This is a genomic window from Absiella sp. AM09-50, assembly GCF_003433845.1.
Taxonomy (GTDB): Bacteria; Bacillota_I; Bacilli_A; order Erysipelotrichales; family Erysipelotrichaceae; genus Hoskinsella; species Hoskinsella hominis.
On the sequence record NZ_QVFI01000024.1, the window covers coordinates 1 to 17,920 of the forward strand.

18 protein-coding genes are annotated in these 17,920 nt (G+C 38.4%); 2 read left to right on the plus strand and 16 right to left on the minus strand.

The genetic code is table 11. The features are described 5' to 3' along the window. Positions 1-189 precede the first annotated feature (189 nt). Positions 190-543 (plus strand): helix-turn-helix transcriptional regulator, encoded by a 354-nt coding sequence (locus tag DW114_RS16365; protein ID WP_001227347.1) that lies wholly within the window; start codon positions 190-192, stop codon positions 541-543. Positions 544-602: 59 nt separating this feature from the next. Here the strand turns inward: DW114_RS16365 and DW114_RS16370 are convergent, their stop codons facing one another. From DW114_RS16370 to DW114_RS16460, 16 genes are all read right to left on the minus strand, one after another. Beyond that, on the minus strand, positions 603-770 hold the full coding sequence (locus DW114_RS16370) for a cysteine-rich KTR domain-containing protein (protein ID WP_000336323.1): 168 nt from the start codon (positions 768-770) through the stop codon (positions 603-605). Positions 771-888: 118 nt separating this feature from the next. Beyond that, positions 889-2,808 carry a tetracycline resistance ribosomal protection protein Tet(M) gene (gene tet(M) / locus DW114_RS16375; protein ID WP_000691736.1) on the minus strand — a complete coding sequence of 640 codons (1,920 nt, stop codon included), beginning with the start codon at positions 2,806-2,808 and terminating at the stop codon, positions 889-891. A gap of 15 nt (positions 2,809-2,823) precedes the next feature. After that, positions 2,824-2,940 carry a tetracycline resistance determinant leader peptide gene (locus DW114_RS16380; protein ID WP_001791010.1) on the minus strand — a complete coding sequence of 39 codons (117 nt, stop codon included), beginning with the start codon at positions 2,938-2,940 and terminating at the stop codon, positions 2,824-2,826. Between the two features lie 244 nt (positions 2,941-3,184). Then, on the minus strand, positions 3,185-4,117 hold the full coding sequence (locus DW114_RS16390) for a conjugal transfer protein (RefSeq protein WP_074400123.1): 933 nt from the start codon (positions 4,115-4,117) through the stop codon (positions 3,185-3,187). Beyond that, entirely contained in the window at positions 4,114-5,115 is a 1,002-nt protein-coding gene (locus DW114_RS16395) for a lysozyme family protein (RefSeq protein ID WP_020224359.1), read from the minus strand. Before DW114_RS16395 ends, DW114_RS16390 begins: the two co-directional genes overlap by 4 nt. Further along, positions 5,112-7,295: a CD3337/EF1877 family mobilome membrane protein gene (locus tag DW114_RS16400; RefSeq protein WP_117454801.1), complete on the minus strand. Its 2,184-nt coding sequence runs from the start codon at positions 7,293-7,295 to the stop codon at positions 5,112-5,114. Before DW114_RS16400 ends, DW114_RS16395 begins: the two co-directional genes overlap by 4 nt. Positions 7,296-7,297: 2 nt before the next feature. Further along, positions 7,298-9,745: an ATP-binding protein gene (locus DW114_RS16405; protein ID WP_000331148.1), complete on the minus strand. Its 2,448-nt coding sequence runs from the start codon at positions 9,743-9,745 to the stop codon at positions 7,298-7,300. Next, positions 9,729-10,121, minus strand: coding sequence for a conjugal transfer protein (locus tag DW114_RS16410; RefSeq protein WP_002345009.1), 393 nt, complete (start codon positions 10,119-10,121; stop codon positions 9,729-9,731). The genes DW114_RS16405 and DW114_RS16410 overlap by 17 nt, the downstream gene beginning before the upstream one ends. Before the next feature lie 86 nt (positions 10,122-10,207). Further along, positions 10,208-10,705 (minus strand): antirestriction protein ArdA, encoded by a 498-nt coding sequence (locus DW114_RS16415; RefSeq protein ID WP_002345010.1) that lies wholly within the window; start codon positions 10,703-10,705, stop codon positions 10,208-10,210. Positions 10,706-10,823: 118 nt separating this feature from the next. Then, entirely contained in the window at positions 10,824-11,045 is a 222-nt protein-coding gene (locus DW114_RS16420) for a hypothetical protein (RefSeq protein WP_001009056.1), read from the minus strand. A gap of 42 nt (positions 11,046-11,087) precedes the next feature. Beyond that, on the minus strand, positions 11,088-12,293 hold the full coding sequence (gene mobT / locus DW114_RS16425) for a MobT family relaxase (RefSeq protein WP_050242152.1): 1,206 nt from the start codon (positions 12,291-12,293) through the stop codon (positions 11,088-11,090). A 22-nt stretch (positions 12,294-12,315) separates the two neighbouring features. Next, positions 12,316-12,468, minus strand: a complete 153-nt coding sequence (locus DW114_RS16430) for a hypothetical protein (protein ID WP_000879507.1) — start codon at positions 12,466-12,468, stop codon at positions 12,316-12,318. Between the two features lie 2 nt (positions 12,469-12,470). Further along, on the minus strand, positions 12,471-13,856 hold the full coding sequence (locus DW114_RS16435) for an FtsK/SpoIIIE domain-containing protein (protein WP_000813488.1): 1,386 nt from the start codon (positions 13,854-13,856) through the stop codon (positions 12,471-12,473). 28 nt (positions 13,857-13,884) lie between these two features. Further along, a complete protein-coding gene (locus DW114_RS16440; RefSeq protein WP_000985015.1) occupies positions 13,885-14,271 on the minus strand; it encodes a YdcP family protein in 387 nt (128 codons plus the stop codon). 15 nt (positions 14,272-14,286) lie between these two features. After that, positions 14,287-14,601, minus strand: a complete 315-nt coding sequence (locus DW114_RS16445) for a YdcP family protein (RefSeq protein WP_000420682.1) — start codon at positions 14,599-14,601, stop codon at positions 14,287-14,289. 369 nt (positions 14,602-14,970) lie between these two features. Next, the gene (locus tag DW114_RS16460; RefSeq protein ID WP_117454802.1) at positions 14,971-15,828 is read right to left on the minus strand and encodes a YitT family protein; all 858 of its coding nucleotides are present in this window, start codon (positions 15,826-15,828) and stop codon (positions 14,971-14,973) included. Between the two features lie 180 nt (positions 15,829-16,008). Here DW114_RS16460 and DW114_RS16465 point away from each other — a divergent pair, with 180 nt between their 5' ends. Next, the gene (locus DW114_RS16465) at positions 16,009-17,919 is read left to right on the plus strand and encodes a BglG family transcription antiterminator (protein WP_117454803.1); all 1,911 of its coding nucleotides are present in this window, start codon (positions 16,009-16,011) and stop codon (positions 17,917-17,919) included. Position 17,920: the final 1 nt, after the last annotated feature.

The window sequence follows — 17,920 nt, forward strand, 5'->3', positions numbered from 1 at the left end:
TTCACTAGATATCACTTTTCATTGTTGTCAATACCCTTAACTTATTGGCATTGCTACCATATAACGGTTTTTTTTATTGGCGTTTAGTAGTGCTTTTTATTAAATATGAACCTATAAACTATATAACATGTTTTTCTATACCTGTTTCTAATTCAATAGGAACAGTAAAATGTATAGAGGTGGTCTATTATGCGTAAAAAAGAAGATAAATATGATTTTAGAGCCTTTGGTTTAGCCATTAAAGAAGCTCGATTGAAACGAGGTTTAACTCGTGAACAAGTGGGAGCATTGATTGAAATTGACCCACGTTACTTAACTAATATTGAAAATAAGGGGCAACACCCCAGCATACAAGTTCTTTATGACCTTGTATCGTTACTTCATGTTTCCGTTGATGAATTTTTCTTACCTGCTAATAACTTGGTAAAAAGCACCCGACGATTACAGATAGAGAAATACATGGATAGCTTTACAGACAAAGAACTATCCTTAATGGAATCTTTAGCCAGCGGTATCAACGAAGCAAGAAACATCGAAGACTAATTAAAAGAATCCATACATAACGGAAAGAGCCGATAAAATGAGATTGTATTAATCTCATTTTATCGGCTCTGCGTCTTTGCGTCTGGCTCTGTAATCACAGTTACTTTGAACTGCTTTATTTCAATTAAATTTTCTTGTCTGCATTTCGGACAATAGAGGGGGAATTTTTTTAATTCAGTATCTTCCCTTATCTTTAATCGTGTTTTATTTCCACATACAGGACACAATATCCACTTGTAGTTTATAATAACTATCTCCTCCTTTACACTTTAATTCAAATCTTTATTAAAGAATATTTCATCTTATTTAACAAGAAACCATATTTATATAACAACATAAAATACACTAAGTTATTTTATTGAACATATATCGTACTTTATCTATCCGACTATTTGGACGACGGGGCTGGCAAACAGGTTCACCGGTAGTAACATGGTACCCTTTTAACTCTGTTAAACAAACACTACGTCCATTTGTAAAGAAAGTTAAATCACTACGATATTCTTGAATACACCGAGCAGGGATTTCTCCACTAAGAATGACCTCATTATTTTTCAATTGAGTGTCTACGATGTTCGCACAATATTTAGGAGCATCGTTGTATGCTCGTGAAAGATATTCCTGTGGCGCATAAATTTTAAAACTAAGATATGGCTCTAACAATTCTGTTCCAGCTTTTTTTAAGACTTGTTCCAATACAATAGGAGCAAGCATCCGAAAATCTGCTGGGGTACTAACAGGGCTATAGTATAAGCCATACTTAAAACAGATTTTACAGTCCGTCACATTCCAACCATACAATCCTTGTTCACAGCCATAGCGTATCCCCTCCATAACTGCATTTTGAAACGATTGATTTAAGTATCCAAGAGAAACCGAGCTCTCATACTGCATTCCACTTCCCAACGGAAGCGGTGATACAGATAAACCAATGGAAGCCCAGAAAGGATTTGGCGGCACTTCGATGTGAATGGTATATTCTGCATTTTTTAACGGTCTCTCCATATAAATGACTGTAGGCTCTTTTAGTTCTATCTCCACATGATACTTTTCTTGCAACAGTGCACTAATCACTTCCATTTGTACTTTCCCTAAGAAAGAAAGTATAATTTCATGTGTCGTAGAATCCACGTAATATCGTAGAAGCGGATCACTATCTGAGATTTCCAAAAGGGCATCAAGCAACATTTCTCTCTGTTCAGGTTTACTCGGTTCAACAGTTGTTTGTAGTAGAGGGTGCGGATTTTCAATCTTTTTTCTCTGTGGCAATAGTTTTGTATCTCCAAGAACACTATTTAACTTCAAAAACTCATTTTGCAAAATAACAATTTCTCCAGAATAAGCTCTATCAATCTTACATAATTCACCATTTATTGAAGTATACATTTCTGTAACTTTTATTTTTTCTTTTTCTGATACTCTAACCGAATCTCGTAAATGTAGTACTCCACTATAAAGGCGTATATATGCAAGACGTTGTCTTTTTTTTGTATATTCAATTTTGAAAACATTTCCGCAAAGTTCAGACGGACCTCGATGTGTTGATGAATAAAATTTATTAGTAATAACTTCTATAAGGTTATCAATCCCTATATTACTTTTTGCACTTCCATGATAAAGAGGGAACAGAGAACAATTCTGAAATCTTATGCTTTCCTCTTGTTCGAGTTCCAATGCTTCTAATGATTTACCGGACATATATTTCTCTAAAAGGTCATCGTTTCCCTCTATTACCGTATCCCATTGTTCAGATTCGGTAAAGTTCGTCACACACATATTAGGATACAGTTCTACCTTCTGTTTGATTACAATTTCGGCAGAAAGTTTCTCTTTAATATCCTGATAAACCGTTGATAAATCAATTCCATTTTGGTCAATCTTATTGATAAAAAAGATTGTGGGAATCCCCATTTTCCTAAGTGCATGAAATAATATACGAGTTTGTGCTTGTACGCCATCTTTTGCAGAAATCAGTAGAATTGCCCCATCTAAAACTGATAATGAACGATATACTTCTGCTAAGAAATCCATATGTCCTGGCGTGTCTATGATGTTCACCTTCGTATTTTCCCACTGAAAAGAGGTTATTCCTGTCTGAATTGTAATTCCTCTCTGACGTTCTAAAAGCGTATTATCCGTCCTCGTTGTACCTTTGTCCACGCTTCCTAATTCTGTAATCGCTCCACTGTTATATAATAAGCTTTCTGTTAAGGTAGTTTTTCCTGCATCAACATGAGCTAAAACTCCAATATTAATAATTTTCATGTGATTTTCCTCCATTCAAAAACCCAAAAGGGCATAAAAATCCCAGTGATAAATACTTTTATCACTGGGATTTTTATGCATAACCATAGGTATACAAAGCATACAGATATTCTCTGGATACTTTAGAATCACATGATAAAGGTATTCTTAAACTGGGTACAAAAAACTAAGCCCTCCTAAAAAAGGACATCTAATTATTTGTTCCCGCTATCAAATTGACAGTTTATTTAAGAATACCTTGCCGCATATTTATTAACTCCTTTTAAATAGTCACTTAAATAATAGCACGTAAGAGCATATTTGTAAAGGAATCTCCAATTTTTTATCAAAGAGAGTACGTGATTACAAAATAGCTGTAATAATGTACCAATATTTGTTATTCTATAATCTTCCAATTACTCCCGTTCTTTTCAAGTACCAAATCAAATTGAGATACCTGCGTTGCTTTGGTCTGCTGGTCGATATACTCCACTGTCAGCGATACCGTGACTTGATTATCCTTACGATTGTAAATAGGATTTACCAGTTCTTGAAAGATGTACTCTTTTCCGATTGGTTTTAATATCCCGTCATTCACATAGTAGGAAAGTTCACTGGCTGTCGCTGTAGGATAGAGCTTGAAGAACGTCGTTAAAAACTCATTGATTTCATTGGTTGTAATGGAATCAACCGTACCCTCACTTTCAATAGCTTTTGGTTTATAGTCTGATTTCTTTGGTATGCTAGTAATGGTCGGATTCTTAATGAGGACCATATTTCCAGTACTGTCTACATAGACACTCACTATATAAGCAGAGTGGACGGTCTTTGTATTTTCCCCCTCTGTAATGAGTTGGTCTACACTGTAGGTTACATCAAATTGATTGTCGCCATCTGCTTCTACCGTCCATATCTGAAATCCTTTTACAGAAGACGATACAGGAATATCTTTACGAACTGTATCGACATTCAGAGCTTGAAGTTCCTCTGTCAGATATGCTTTCAGGTTTTCTATGCGATTATCAATGGACTTGTCGTTTAGTTCCCATGAATAGTAGACTTTCGCAAAGTTCTCTACAAAATTTTCCACATGATGAGTATCGACATATTCCTTTTCTATGATGGTGGTTTCATGAATGGTATGGGTATCAATGGCTGTAAAGTGCTTGAATATCGCAAAGCTGAAACTAAGTCCTAAAAGTACCCATAGGACAATCACAACCTTTTTACGAGGATTGACCTTATAGACACGAGGTTTCTTTTCCTTTGGTGTCTGTTTTTCTGTATTCTGATTTTTTCCGAATTTCATCATTGAATCGTCCTTTCTTATTGTTTGATTCGTCCTGCTCCCACTAAATGCTGTTGCCAGTAAGAGCTTGTTAAGTCGGCATAACCGATAGGGTCGCCTGCATGAAACATACGGTTATCGCCTAAATAAATCCCGATATGAGTAATATAAGAGCCAGCGTTATAGGTAGAATGAAAGAAAACCAAATCGCCGGCTTTTGCTTCCAATAATGGGATATGCCGGGTTACATCATATTGCTGTTGTGCTGTTCGTGGTAAGTTGATTCCAGCTTTTCCATACGTCCATTGTGTCAGTCCGCTACAATCAAAAGAGGTAGTCGGGGAAGCTCCGCCATAGACATACTTCCAGCCTTCAAATTTCAGAGCTTCGTCCATGATGGCTTGTACTGTATCATCATTAAACTCTGTTGTGACAAGATACTGCGTTACCAGTTGCACATAAAACATATTCCCGTAATTGTATCGCCAGCCCCCATTGATAGGTATGGCTATGGGATTGGGGTAAGACACTTTTTCGTCACCCGAATACTCTTTTGAGAAACTTTGAGCCAGTTCAAAGGTATATTTATTCCCACGATTAGCCACATATCCTAAGAAACCACCACCATAATTGTAGGACTGGATAACCGATTCTAAATCTACACCAAGCCTTTCGCTACTGGCTAATAACTCACTGAAATACTTCACACCTTGCTTAATGGATTCTTCTGTACTCAATGAATTAGGTGGAAGACCGAGGGATTCCGAGGACTGCATAACATCTTCTGCTGTACCACCCGATTCCACCTGTATAATCGCAAGAAGTATATTGACGTATTCTTCAATTCCATATTCTTTGGCAACTTTTTCTACCATAGGCTTATGAGCCAGCACTTCTGCGGAAACATCCACACCGCCATAGTGAATGTTGGAAAAACCGCCATCTTGTTCATCTGAAAATAAAATGGCGACAAACAGAAGCAGTGAGAAGACCATCAAGAATAATCCCGAACCACCAATCACTAAAGTTTTCAGCTTCATGGTTTCTTACTGCCTTTCTTAATGGTGGCGGTTTTGATTGGTGGTCTACTTTTTATATTTTGTAGTGGTACTCTTTGAACAGTAGACTGACGTTCTTTTGTGATTGAACGTTGTGAAGCTCTATCTGTTGGTGCAGTTGAAGTTACTGGCTTTTGAACCGTTCTTTCTTGAACTGTATTACTTTGACGTTCCGTTTTTAAACTTGAAGAATCGGACTTAACTGTTGGACGCTCTTGTTTGGCTTGTTGAGATTCCCTATAGGAAGCCTGTACAGTTGTTTGCCTTGAAGTCTGTCCATCATGAGATTGTTCTTGCTTAGTGGCTGGTCTTTCATGAACGGAAGAAGCTGGCTGTTTTTTCTGTTTGACCTGTTCCATTTCAGAGCGACGCTCCGCAATGGTTTTCCGTCTTTGTTCCTGCTGTTTCTTGCGTCCACTGGCTTTATCCGCTTTGGTTTGAGAAATACTTCTGGTTAAATCATGGACATTATCCGTCACTTTAGATTTTCCTTGATATACTGCATATCTTGCATTGGTCGGCAAATCCTTAACCTGTTCTTTCAAATTACCAGCAGTATCTACCATTCTGTCTTTGGTATCAGCTACTGTACCGATGGTTTGACCGATACGCTTTCCTAGTGTTGATTTTTCCTGCCCGTTTGGTCGAGAGTGATCTGCTTGTGTACTCGCAGAACTTCCCGAACCCGACTGTCCTTTTTTACCCGTAGCACTGGCAATGGCAGACCCAGCCCCTAAAGCAGTCACGGAGCGTCCAAGTTTCCGCTGTAGACGGTGCATGTGAGCGTGCATAAGCATACGAGGTTTTCTCATCATACGACTTCCCACACTTTGAGAATCGTTACTCTGTAGAGAAAACATACTCATTAAATCGCCCAGCTTAAAGTAGATTCCTGCAAAGGTCACAATCTGTAGAAAAGCAATCAAAAAGAACGGATAACCAGCCGATAAGGTATAGAGCATGGTTGAAATACTAAATGCTGTCGTAATAATCAATGTGATTCCAGCTCGTGTCAAAATGGTATTAAAGAGCTTTGTTATGGCTCGTTTTGACATACCATCAAATGATGGAATCATGCTTAAAATAAAGCTCACAGGCAGAAACATAGCATAGATGATAAAAAGTACCTGCGAGAAAATCATGATTCCTGTTAATAGGAATACAAATATGGAAATCCCAATATTGAAGACAAATAGGAAGAAGACTGTACCTAAACGGTTAATCGTCTTTGTAATCGTCATATTGGTATTGCTTCTATCTTCAATTTCTTCCGCAACAATTTTTTCTCTGTCTTCCCCATTGTTGGAATCTGGACTGGTTGAGAGCAGGCTTTCCACACGGTCAATACCAATACTTTCAATGTCTGAACTGTTATATTGAAGCAGTAGCCACGGTTGCTGAACCTGTATGGAAAATAGGCTGTCACGTATCAAGTCCACACTGTCCTTGCCTTGACTATCTGAATGGGGCATGACAATTTTTGTACCCAGTGACAAACTAGCGTTGCTGATGTCTGATGAAAAGTCATTGATTTTCTTAATATAATCGGGAGCATAGGCAATAAAGGAAGCCGATAGGATAAAAACCAGCACAAAATTCATGAGGGCATGAATTGCCTTTGTGGTTTCTCTCTTTATCAGTCCTGTATAGGCAACATAAACCCCAAGAACCAAAATCAAGAGTAAAAGGAATCCAACATAGAAACCCTCTGTTGATAGTCCACTAGGCGTAACCCCTGCAAGGGTCTGCATATTCTTGCCAATGGAATCTGCTGTAGCGGAAATGAAGTCTAAGGAATAGGCTTCCTGTACTAAGTAACCCGTCGCATTGGAAACATAAAGACTGATTGTCCAAATAAAATTGGTAATGGCATATAGTCCATACATGACTTGTTTTCCAATTCCGTCCGACCAGTTCCACGGTAGCCAGCCCCAGCTATTATCCACATAAAAATCCAGTTGATAGTTTTCAAGTGGGTATCGGCTGTATTCATTTGCCACATTGACCGTATCATCTACCAAGCCCGCAGCTTGAACCACCGTTCCCAGCATGGCTAAAAGAAAAATGGCAATCACAAGTGTGAAAGCCACTGTCATTGCCACTTTACCTAGACGTTTCAGCGTCCAGTTTGATTTTATTCTGTTTAATATTGATGGTTTCACATTTACACCTCTTTTCGCACAGGTGGTCTGGTATCAAAGGCATGGAGCAGTTCTTCAAATACAGGGTGGAACTGTATCACACCGACACGACCATATAAATCACTGATAAGGCATTGCCCGTTTTCCAAATCACGCAATCGCTTCTGATTGTTTTCGTCCTCTGGGTCTACACCAAAAAAGGCAAGGGTTTTTTTAATCTCGTTAAGGTCAGTGGAACGAAAGGCAAATTTTAAGCCGAGGTTATTTTTCAGTTTTTCATCTAAGAGGTCATCTGTATTTTGGGTCACGAAATATACCCCAGCGTTCATAGCACGACCAGCACGAACCAGCTTCATAGATAGTGTTTTCCCTTGTGCCACCTGTAAGAAGCTCCATGCTTCGTCTAAGTCTACAATCTTGAAAATACTTCGGTCTGTATGGATAAAGTCCAACGCAAAGGTACTAATGACAATCAGCATTGCTACCGATAGTAACTCCATTGTGGTATATTCCTCAAAGGAAGTTTCCTTGTCAGGAAGTACCAAGTCGGCAACCTGTATAATGTTCAGTTGTTTTTCAAGGCTGATAGACTGCTCTACATAACCATCACTAAAAAGCAGATGGGCAAAGTCATAGTCTGTAAAACTTTCGATATGGTCGGCTATGCTGGTACTTAGTGGCGTATTCTCAACCCGTAATTCTTCAATCACTTTCATCAACCCTCGCACTTCACTATTGGTTACTGCACGAATGGCTTTTCTAAGGATTGGGAAGCGTTCCCCATCACGAGAGGAAATCCCCGTAAGGAATGTCAAAATATCAATAGCCAGTGATTCAGAATCTTTGGTATTTTTCATAATTACATAAGGGTCAAGTAAGCCTTTGTTTTTCTCATCAGAAGTCAGATTGACGATATTGATTTCATGGGAAATCTCTGGCAAGGTTTCTTTCCATCTGCCACGTTCTGCTTTTGGGTCTACAATCACTGCTTGTGCCCCATAAAGCACTGCATAATAGACGATAAGGTTATTCGCAAAGGATTTACCACCACCCAGCGAACCGACAAAGGCAGACGCTAACGCATTGGTTACTGAACCCTTAACCCCTTGACTGGCAAGAGCAGGTTTCAGATAGACATTGCGTCCAGTATCTAAGCTGTAGCCAACATAAATCCCCTCATTTTCACCCAGCATTTGAGTAGCACCAAAACCTAAACCAGCGAGGAAATCAGAGGTCACGTATTGAATATAGTCATTCATATATCTTTTGCTGGCAGGTAAAAATTCTTCATGTAAGCCCAGCATATCCCCAAAAGGTCGTACCAGTTTCACGCTCAAATCATCATAGAAATCTTTCACTTCATTACAACGACGTTTAAGTTCGTCAAGGTCATTTGCTGATACCCTTACAACATAGGACAGCTTATACATAGATTCCTTGCTTTGGTCTAAATTGGTTTCCAGCTCGTTCACACTTTCCAGAGCTTCCGCCACATTAGAGCTGGTTTCATTATCACTTTGCCATGCGTGGTTATCCAAGTCTTTCAGTTCTTTCTTTTTATTGCGGACAGTAGATAGGGCTTTACGATTCGCTACAATTTCCACATTCATTGACGTATCAATCGGAAAGGTAAATTGCTGTTGCTGGTAGTAGAAGATTTCAGAGGACGGGAAGTCCAGTTCGCCGACAATACTGTTGATGGTAAAGTAAGCTACATAGGCGGTTTCGTCTTCCTGCTGGATTTTCAAATATCGCTGTTTTTCTTCCACCAGACAGCGAGTAGGCTTAATGAGGTCATAGGTTTTAATCAGTGTTTCATGTTCCAGCTTTTTCTTTGATAGAGGATACTCATACTCTTCATAGGCAGTGCCTGTCTGTCCGTAAAGGTGTTCAATCAGATAGCCGAAGTCGTCCTTATCTAATCTTCGGATTTTGAAACGACGGGAGATTTTATTTTCTAAAAGCTTTTCCATCTTCTGAAAACGCAGGATTTCATCATTACTCATACTAACAAAATCGCCCATCAGCTTATGGTTCACATCATAGACAAAATCAGTAAAAGCATTTTTTGCTTCAACGGTAAGACTTTTCATAGAAAACTCCTGATCGTTGAGAAGCAACTTAAAACCGATAAAGAAACGGTAGTCCACTTGATTTTCGCCAATCATGGATATTAAAGCGTCTGTCTGTTGGTCGATTTTGTCATAGGCAACCGTTTTGAGCTTTCCAGTGACTTCATTTTTGGAACGTTCTTGTGCAGAAAGTATGCTGGATTCTGTACTGATTTGTAAAGCATGAATCTTGCCATCACGATTTTGTGCGATAAGCTGTCTGAAAGAATCATGTACTTGTATTTTCTGTTCCGGACTTAGAAATGAGTAATTGTAGGGAACAAGCTCATAGTAAGCGTAACATTCCCCATCTTTATTCCAGACCAGATTGTTTTCAATATATTTAATTGGATATGCCATAAAATTCACTCCTAACTGCTGTAATGGCTTCTTGTGGCTGGTTTCTGCCAAGCGTTACTTTTTTTCCTGCATAGGTCAGTTTTCGTCGCAGTGCATAAGCAATGACAGACTTCAAAAATCCATAAGGCTTTTTACCATCAAAGGTTTTTGTAGACATAAACCATGTGAAAGCCACAGGAATCCCAAAGTATTTGAGAAATGCTCCCTCTATCATAGAAAGAGGGGGCAAGTTGCCAAGTATCATAACTGCAAAGAGTGACACGACAAACCATGTCATTTGCGTAAAGGTTATGGGAAACGGAAGTCTAAAGTCATTGATGGAGTACAACACTTTCTCAACAGACCAGATACTGGTATAGCTTCGTATTTTCTTCATGTAATCAATCCTTTCATAAAAATGGGGATAGTCTTTTGACTACCCCGTAAACAAGAAAATCTGCCAGTAAGAATGTACCGACAGATTTAATAGACGATTTCAAAAATCCCGTGATTGGTTGAGATAAACGTTCCCGAAAGGTCTAAATCCCGACCATAGGATTCATAATCAATATAGTTTTGAAGACTGGCTGGCACTTCGCCTAAAGCACCCGTTTCTTCAATGTAGTAGCGTGCCACGTCAGACATATCATCACAATCGGAATGAATGATAATATCTTCTTGATGTTCGCTTAATTCTTCAATACTTGAAAAATGAGTGAGCAGAGCAGATAGCTCCGATTGTAGTTCTTCTGGCAACTCCGATACCATTTCCCATAGGCGATTGAGTTCGCTAATAGAAGTGTATTCGTCAACCGTAAAGGGTAACTCGTAATCATGAATGGCGTATTCCTCATATTCATCATTCAAGCCGATTTTCTCTTTGACTTCCTCAAAATCAATGGGAAAGGTAAACCATGCACCAACTAATTCGCCCTCATTGTATTTGCCTAAATTGGCAATGTAGACTTGCATATCGTCCATGTATTCACACGTCCTTTCTTTATAGAGATTCAAAAATCCCTACCGCACTTCGTTTGGTGTACCATTCTTTTGCGGAACATAAGAAAACCACTTATATTCCACAAAATAACGGTTTAATTTAAGCACCAATAATGCGATTGAATAGCTCTAGTAAAATGTCTTTTACTCCAGCAGCGTTGAAGACTAAGCCTACCGCAATAATCGCAATAATGAGAAAGCCAATGAGTTTACTGAACTCACGCTTGAAGCCAAGATACAAGCCAATCACAACGATTGCTAAAAGTACCAGTGATTGAGCGTTTGATAGAAACCAGTTATAAAGGTTTTGTCCAAAATTCATAAAAATGTTCTCCTCTCTATATTCAATGAATTTGTGTTTAGGTTATTTCTTTGTCGTTATCACGTCCTTATCTTTTGCCGACTGTTGCTTCAAAATCTGCTCATGCCGGTCTGTCAGTTTCGCATGGTCGAGAATGTCTTTCACAACCTGCGTCTGGTTGATTTCATCAAGTTTAATCGCAACCTTTAAAGTGGGTGCGACTTGATGGGAAAGCCAGTTCAGCGTCCGCTGGAAAGAGTAAGGCTCTGGTTTTGTGGTTAGTTTTAATCGTTCACGGTTGTTCCCAATAAACCAAGCCCATTCTTCATTCAGTTTCCAATCAGAACGAGGTTTGGAATCGTCTTTATCTACAAAACGGATATACCGATTGATAATTTTAAAGGCGGTATGCTCTGGATTGTCATAGACGAGTAAATCACGGACTGCATAATAGGCACGCTCATTTTTCAATCGAATCTCAAAACGGTTTTTTACTTCTGCGTCTTCAATGGGAATATCATTTTTCTTGTACTGCTCGTAGTCCTTTTCATAGATACAGAAATAAACTTCACTTTGTAATGAACCGATATAGAGGGTGTTTCCCATACATTCCTTTTCCTCTTTGCGTACCAGTTCGCCACTGCGATAGCTTTTAAAACTGCGGAAGACGGAGATACATTCTTCCTGTTGGCACTTTTCAGTGAGTACAGGGATATTTAAAATCCCTGTCTTATCGTTAATGGCAAGGTCAAGGCGTTTCATCACACCGCCAGCCACCAAAACGTCCATAAAGAACTCATACCAGCTTCTTTGTTGTGCCAGAAGATAGCTTTCAAATTGTCTGCACCCACGACCTTTCAATTCCACCAGAACTCCTTTGTCCAGTTCATGGGAGCAAAGGACGAATATGTCGCCTAAAGCATAATGCTCTGAATAAGAATAGAAACCATAGTCCTCATGAAGAAAATAGGACAGTTTCAGTTGTAAGATGTTTTCGACCACCTGCTGTACGTCTGTTGTCGGAAAGCGAATTCTTACATAATCAAACAGCATTTCAAGGGGAGCGTCGGGATTGAAGCGTTCCAGAGCTTCCCAAAGGGACTGCTGTAAATCCTCTGATGGCTTGACTTTTCCTGTTTCAATATCGCTTAGATACTGCCTTGTAATACCAGTCGCAACAGCTAAACGGTTTTGAGATAGTCCATAAGCCAAGCGTTTTTCTTTTAAATGCTGTAACCAAGTTTGTTCATTCAGTAAAAATCCCTCCAATCAAAAAGGCGTATGTCAACTTTTAAAGCCCATTTGACATACGCTGAAATTTTGTAAATCCCTTGTAACCAAAGGATTTTCTAATGTTTTTTTGACTGTTTCCTGTCGATTTGTACCCCCCTGTTAGATACGGGGGGTTAAGTGCTGGCGTGGCTATTGCCACACCAGCCAGCAAGATCAGTCCACACCTGCGACTTCCGCTTCGCACGTCGCCTGCGTGGACTGTCTGCTGTTGGATAACTTTTTAATTTCCTCCAAGAAATCATATCCTTTTGGTACAAGGGGAGTATAAAACTCTGATATGACACTTGTTCCTACATCAACATAGCCACGACCTTTGATTCGCTTTAAGAAGAAATCCTTTTGTACGTCACTGCCAAACATCATGCCATAGCCCATTTCAGACATACGACCTAAAGCCACTCTGAAATTAAACTGATCACGGATTCCGTCGCCTAAATATTTTGCGTCTGGACGTTGACAAGCCAGTATTAGAAAGAAGCCAGCTTGACGACCTAACATGACAATCTGTTTCAGCTTATTCATAACTGCGGTGTTTTCTTTTGTTCCCAGCATTTCCATGAAAGCGACGTATTCATCAAAGATTAAGAAGTGTGCCGGGAGACCTAAGTAAGCATAATTTTTGCCAGTCTTATAGTTCTTCATCTGCTTCATTTCCTCACTACGTTTCATCATTTCTTCATAGAATGTTTCAATGCAAGAAAGCAAGTCTTCTTTTCTATAGTAGACATTTGCCATCACAGAACCTAAGTCCGCAAGATCAGCATTTTTCGGGTCAAGAATATACAGTTTTGAATCTGTATGAAGCAAGGCTTCAATCAGTGTCAGTATAAAGTAAGTTTTACCGCCACCTGTACCACCAGCAATCAACATATGAGGGAGCTTATCATATTCCCACCATACGTTTTTCATTAAGCGAAGTTTACCATCTTTAGCTTCTACTTCATCAATAGAAATACGACTGGCTATGGTGTCATAGAGCAAAGTATATTCCACATAGGAATCCTTTAACTCTTTATCCGTCAGCTCACAGTACAAGCCACTCTCTAATTTCTTTTCCAAGTGTAAGAGTTGGTCTTGATATTTTCCCAGCGTGATTTCCACCCGTATCTGTATCAAGCCATTTTTAAGTCGATAATACATTTTAGGGAAGTAGGTTATCTTTTCCTTTGTACGACCAGCACTATCTTTAAAGAAACCCTCTGTTTTGACCTGTTCAGATTCATACCACTTGTTTTCAAGTATCATCTTTGCCAGTTTTTGACGGTGGTAAAGTTGTTTAACCGTATCATAGCGAACCCGTTTGAATACAAACGCTACCAGCAAGCAGATAAGAATTGCGACACTGAAACTGATAATTAAATAGGGAATGTCAATCTTATCTGCTTGTGATAGGTTAAAATCTTGCCAGTTGATCTGCTGGATTGTCTTCACATGAAACAGTCCGACAACCAGCAGGAAAACAGGCAGGAGTGACGCTATCGTAAAATGAAAGACTAAATCTTTACCAGATGGGCGAATCCTTTTACCACGCTGTTTCATGCGAAAAAGTCTCCTTTCTACCTAGCGACTATTTGTCTTGTGTCGGTTCTTTCTTTGCTTGTGGTTGAGCTTTGAATGAACTAGAATCCTTTGTCAGCACAATATCGTCTGCCTTGATATACCAGTCAACATCTGCTCCTTGATAGGTGGCAGTAGCAACGGTGTCCGCAATGGGATTGATAAGTTCCACCCGTGCGTTATAATCAAACTCTTTCAAAGGCACGCTGGCAGGAATACTTACTTGAATCATGCGTCCTTGTCCTTTGGATTTTAAGTCATAGGTACGTTCCTTGATTTCATCTGAAACCGACCCGTCTTCATTTTGGATTCTCACTTCACGACGTAGAGCAGAGAATTTCAATTCTCCAAAAGTCGTGTCTTTATCTAATACAATGCCATTTGCTAATCTCATCATTTTTCCTCTCTTTCTTTATTCTTTTATCATGTCGTCAGCATGTAAAAGGTAATTTGTAAAACCACGAGTGCCGATTTTGTAGCCCTCTGCGGTAATACGTGGATTGACTAACTTCACACGTTCCTCAAAGCCGAAATGTTTTTCGCCAGCTTCAGCAGGAAGCACCACCACAATATCATCTGCTCTTTGAACATCAGAATAGAGATTATAGCTTCTTGATAAGACAGTTAGCCGTCCGTTGATTCTTCGCTGAACGACTTTATCCTCGCCAGCAAATTCTAAATTGCCGAATGTTTTTTCCATGTTGGGAATCACAAATTTAAGTTCCATATTTTTACCTATCCTTTCTTTTTTATTGGCTGAATGAATGTTTGATGGTCTTAAAGAGTGGGGAACGACCTTTTGATTCTTGATTTTTTGTTTTCATAAGTTCACTTCCTTTCAAAATCGGGTAAAAAAATAGACACCTCATTTTTTGAAGTGTCTACCTATTAAATATTCAAATTTTATTGGAAGTATCTTTATATCTTCACTTTTCAAGGATAAATCGTCGTATCAAAGCTCATTCATAAGTAGTAAATTAGTAGTAAATTGAGTGGTTTTGACCTTGATAAAGTGTGATAAGTCCAGTTTTTATGCGGATAACTAGATTTTTATGCTATTTTTCATATGAAAAAAAGAAACAGCGATTTGCTGTTTCTAATCCATTGGTTGTTGATAAAACCCTCCATAGAACTGTTCTGTACGTAAGACATTGACGATTGCGTGTGGATCTACCTCCTGTATACAATGAACAGCATCAGATATTTCATAAGAAGAAATAACGGTAATCAATAGGTACATTTTTTTCTTACTAAACCCACCATATCCCTGGATACAAGAGATACCATGACGGAAATGGTCAACATAGTTATCCACAACATTTTCAGGATCTTGTGTTGTAATCTGTAAGGTTACACGTTCATAACGGTGATGGAAGGTAGAAATCGTCTTAGTGGAAATAAACTGGAATACGATAGAATAACCAGCATAAATCCATCCAAACATATAGCCAAAGATACACAGAATCAAGGCATTGAAGATAAATACCTGTTCCCAGATAGAACGATTGATCTTATTGGATACATAAAGTGCGATAAAGTCAGTACCCCCGGTACTTGCATTGGATTTTAATGCCAGTACTACACTGATACCATATAAGAATCCACCGAATACAACATTTAGAATCAAATCATTGAACAAAGGATTAAATTCACATACTTTCAATAATAAAGATGTCATAAAGAACTGTATTGTGGATAATAAAGTAAACTTTTTGGATATACTTTTATAACAAGCCAGCGCAACTGGGATATTTAGTACCAGAATACATACAGATGTAGAAATAGAATGTCCGTATAAGCTTGCTATTTTATCAATCAGGATCGCTACACCTGTGAAACCGCTGCTTAGTAAATTGCTGGGCTGAATGAATGCTTTGATGACATATGTCTGAAGCAGAGAACTCAGCAATACCCCTCCTAAACACAGCAGAAATCGAATTTTTTTATTTTTCATCTTCTATTCTCCTCTTCTTTTTCATGTACCATTATAATCGTTGAAACGCAAAACAAGTCGAAAACATCTTCCTAGTCCTAGGAAATTCTTACTACGGAAATTTCCTAGCAGTTAGGAAACCAAGTTGGGCTTTTCCCTTTTAAATTTCATTATAATATAAATGGAAGGGGCGTGCATACAATGGCATTGAATAAACGACAAGAGAGAATCATTGCGATGATGAATGACGCGAATGAATGGATTACAGGAAAAGAATTGAGTAAACTTTTGAATGTAAGTGATCGTACCATTCGCAGTGACATGGACGCTATCAACCGATACTATGATGAAAACCTGATAGAAAGCAATTTACGCTATGGATATCATCTGAACACAGAAGTATTTCGTACATTAGATATTGAATTAGCTGAACCCATTCCTCAAACACCGCATGAACGCTGTGTATATATCATACAGGAGTTGTTGTTTGAAAAGAATGAATTAAATATCACATCGTTACAAGATAAAGTTTTTGTGAGTGAATACTCGATTGATAATGACATTAAACGTATCAAAAAAATGATAGAACCATATCCACAGCTGAAATTGGTAAGGAGCAAGAATTTTATCCATTTAGAAGGTGCGGAGGAAAGTAAACGTAAATTATATAAAGACTTGCTGGCAGAAGAAACACAGGGAAATTTCTTGAATTTAAATAACCTTGCGGCATTATATAAGGATTTTGATTTATTATTAATCAAAGATATTCTAGAACAGACATTAGATAAACATAACTATCATGTCAGAGAAATGGCATTCCCAATGTTGATGATTCATGTAGGCATTGCGATAGAACGAATTATCCGAAGAAACTACATACAGACGGATCGCAAAAATGAAGAATTAAAACAAAGTCAGGAATATAAAATTGCGGAAGAATTTTTCCACAGTGTGGCTAAGAAAATCCGTATAGAAATCGTAGATGATGAAGTTGCCTTATTGGCATTATTACTGATGGGGAAGAAAGGAACCAATTATACCAAAGACTTGGTTTCCATGAGTCATTCTATGAGCAGTGATGAAATCGTAGAAGGTATGTTGGAGATTATCCATAATGATTTTGACATCGATTTTTGTCAGGATTCAGATTTAAAGATAGGCTTAAAAATGCATATGCAGTCATTGATGGAACGCCAGATGAAGCATGTGGAAGTATCTAATGTATATTTACAGGAAATCAAACGTAAATATCCTCTGGTATTTGAAATGGGGGTACGTGTTGCCCGTTATCTAGAAGAACAGCTGGGTGAAGAAATTAATGAAAATGAAATTGGTTTCTTATCTTTGCATTTAGGTTCTGCTTTTGAACGAGCAAACTTATCAGGAAAATACCGTGTTGTTATGATATATCCACATGATCAGGCACTAAGCAATATGTGTGTGCGTAAGGTAGAAACCCGCTTTGGGGAACGAATGGGAATTGTGGAATGCTTGAATTTCTTTGAAGAAAAAGCCATTCTGCGTATCAAACCAGATTTGATTTTAACCACCCTGCCATTAAAACATGACTTAGATATCACAACCATTCAGATTTCACTATTCGTGAATCTAGAAGATGAAAGTCGTATTTTTCAGGCATTAAACTTATTAGATAAAAAACGATTCCAAAAAGAATTTCAGGAAGGAATCAAAGGTATGATCGATCCAAAGTTCTTTTATACTGATTTAGAAGCAGCCAGCAGTGAAGATGTCATCAATTTTATGTGTGATAACTTATATGAAGCAGGCTATACACCAAAGGATTTTAAAGAATCCGTATTAAAAAGGGAATCTATGTCACCAACTTCCTTTACCTATTCCTTTGCGGTACCACACAGCTTTGATGTCTTGAGTAAAAAATCAAATATCTCTGTAGCGGTATTGAAAAAGCCGATACCATGGGGTGCATTTGATGTGAAACTGGTTATTCTGTTGGCAATCAATGAAGAAGACCGCTATATGTTAAAGATGTTTTTCGACTGGCTGTCTAATGCAGTATCAGATGCCAATCGCTTTGCGACACTGTTAGAAAGTAAAGACTACAATGATTTTATCAATCGTATCGTAGAATAAG

What these genes read in the sequence shown, in the direction of transcription:
- DW114_RS16435 (WP_000813488.1), bottom strand. Translation starts at nt 13,856, where the DNA reads ATGAAACAGCGTGGTAAAAGGATTCGCCCATCTGGTAAAGATTTAGTC.
- DW114_RS16465 (WP_117454803.1), top strand. Translation starts at nt 16,009, where the DNA reads ATGGCATTGAATAAACGACAAGAGAGAATCATTGCGATGATGAATGAC.
- DW114_RS16460 (WP_117454802.1), bottom strand. Translation starts at nt 15,828, where the DNA reads ATGAAAAATAAAAAAATTCGATTTCTGCTGTGTTTAGGAGGGGTATTG.
- DW114_RS16405 (WP_000331148.1), bottom strand. Translation starts at nt 9,745, where the DNA reads ATGGCATATCCAATTAAATATATTGAAAACAATCTGGTCTGGAATAAA.
- DW114_RS16410 (WP_002345009.1), bottom strand. Translation starts at nt 10,121, where the DNA reads ATGAAGAAAATACGAAGCTATACCAGTATCTGGTCTGTTGAGAAAGTG.
- DW114_RS16415 (WP_002345010.1), bottom strand. Translation starts at nt 10,705, where the DNA reads ATGGACGATATGCAAGTCTACATTGCCAATTTAGGCAAATACAATGAG.
- DW114_RS16420 (WP_001009056.1), bottom strand. Translation starts at nt 11,045, where the DNA reads ATGAATTTTGGACAAAACCTTTATAACTGGTTTCTATCAAACGCTCAA.
- DW114_RS16440 (WP_000985015.1), bottom strand. Translation starts at nt 14,271, where the DNA reads ATGATGAGATTAGCAAATGGCATTGTATTAGATAAAGACACGACTTTT.
- DW114_RS16445 (WP_000420682.1), bottom strand. Translation starts at nt 14,601, where the DNA reads ATGGAACTTAAATTTGTGATTCCCAACATGGAAAAAACATTCGGCAAT.
- DW114_RS16395 (WP_020224359.1), bottom strand. Translation starts at nt 5,115, where the DNA reads ATGAAGCTGAAAACTTTAGTGATTGGTGGTTCGGGATTATTCTTGATG.
- DW114_RS16365 (WP_001227347.1), top strand. Translation starts at nt 190, where the DNA reads ATGCGTAAAAAAGAAGATAAATATGATTTTAGAGCCTTTGGTTTAGCC.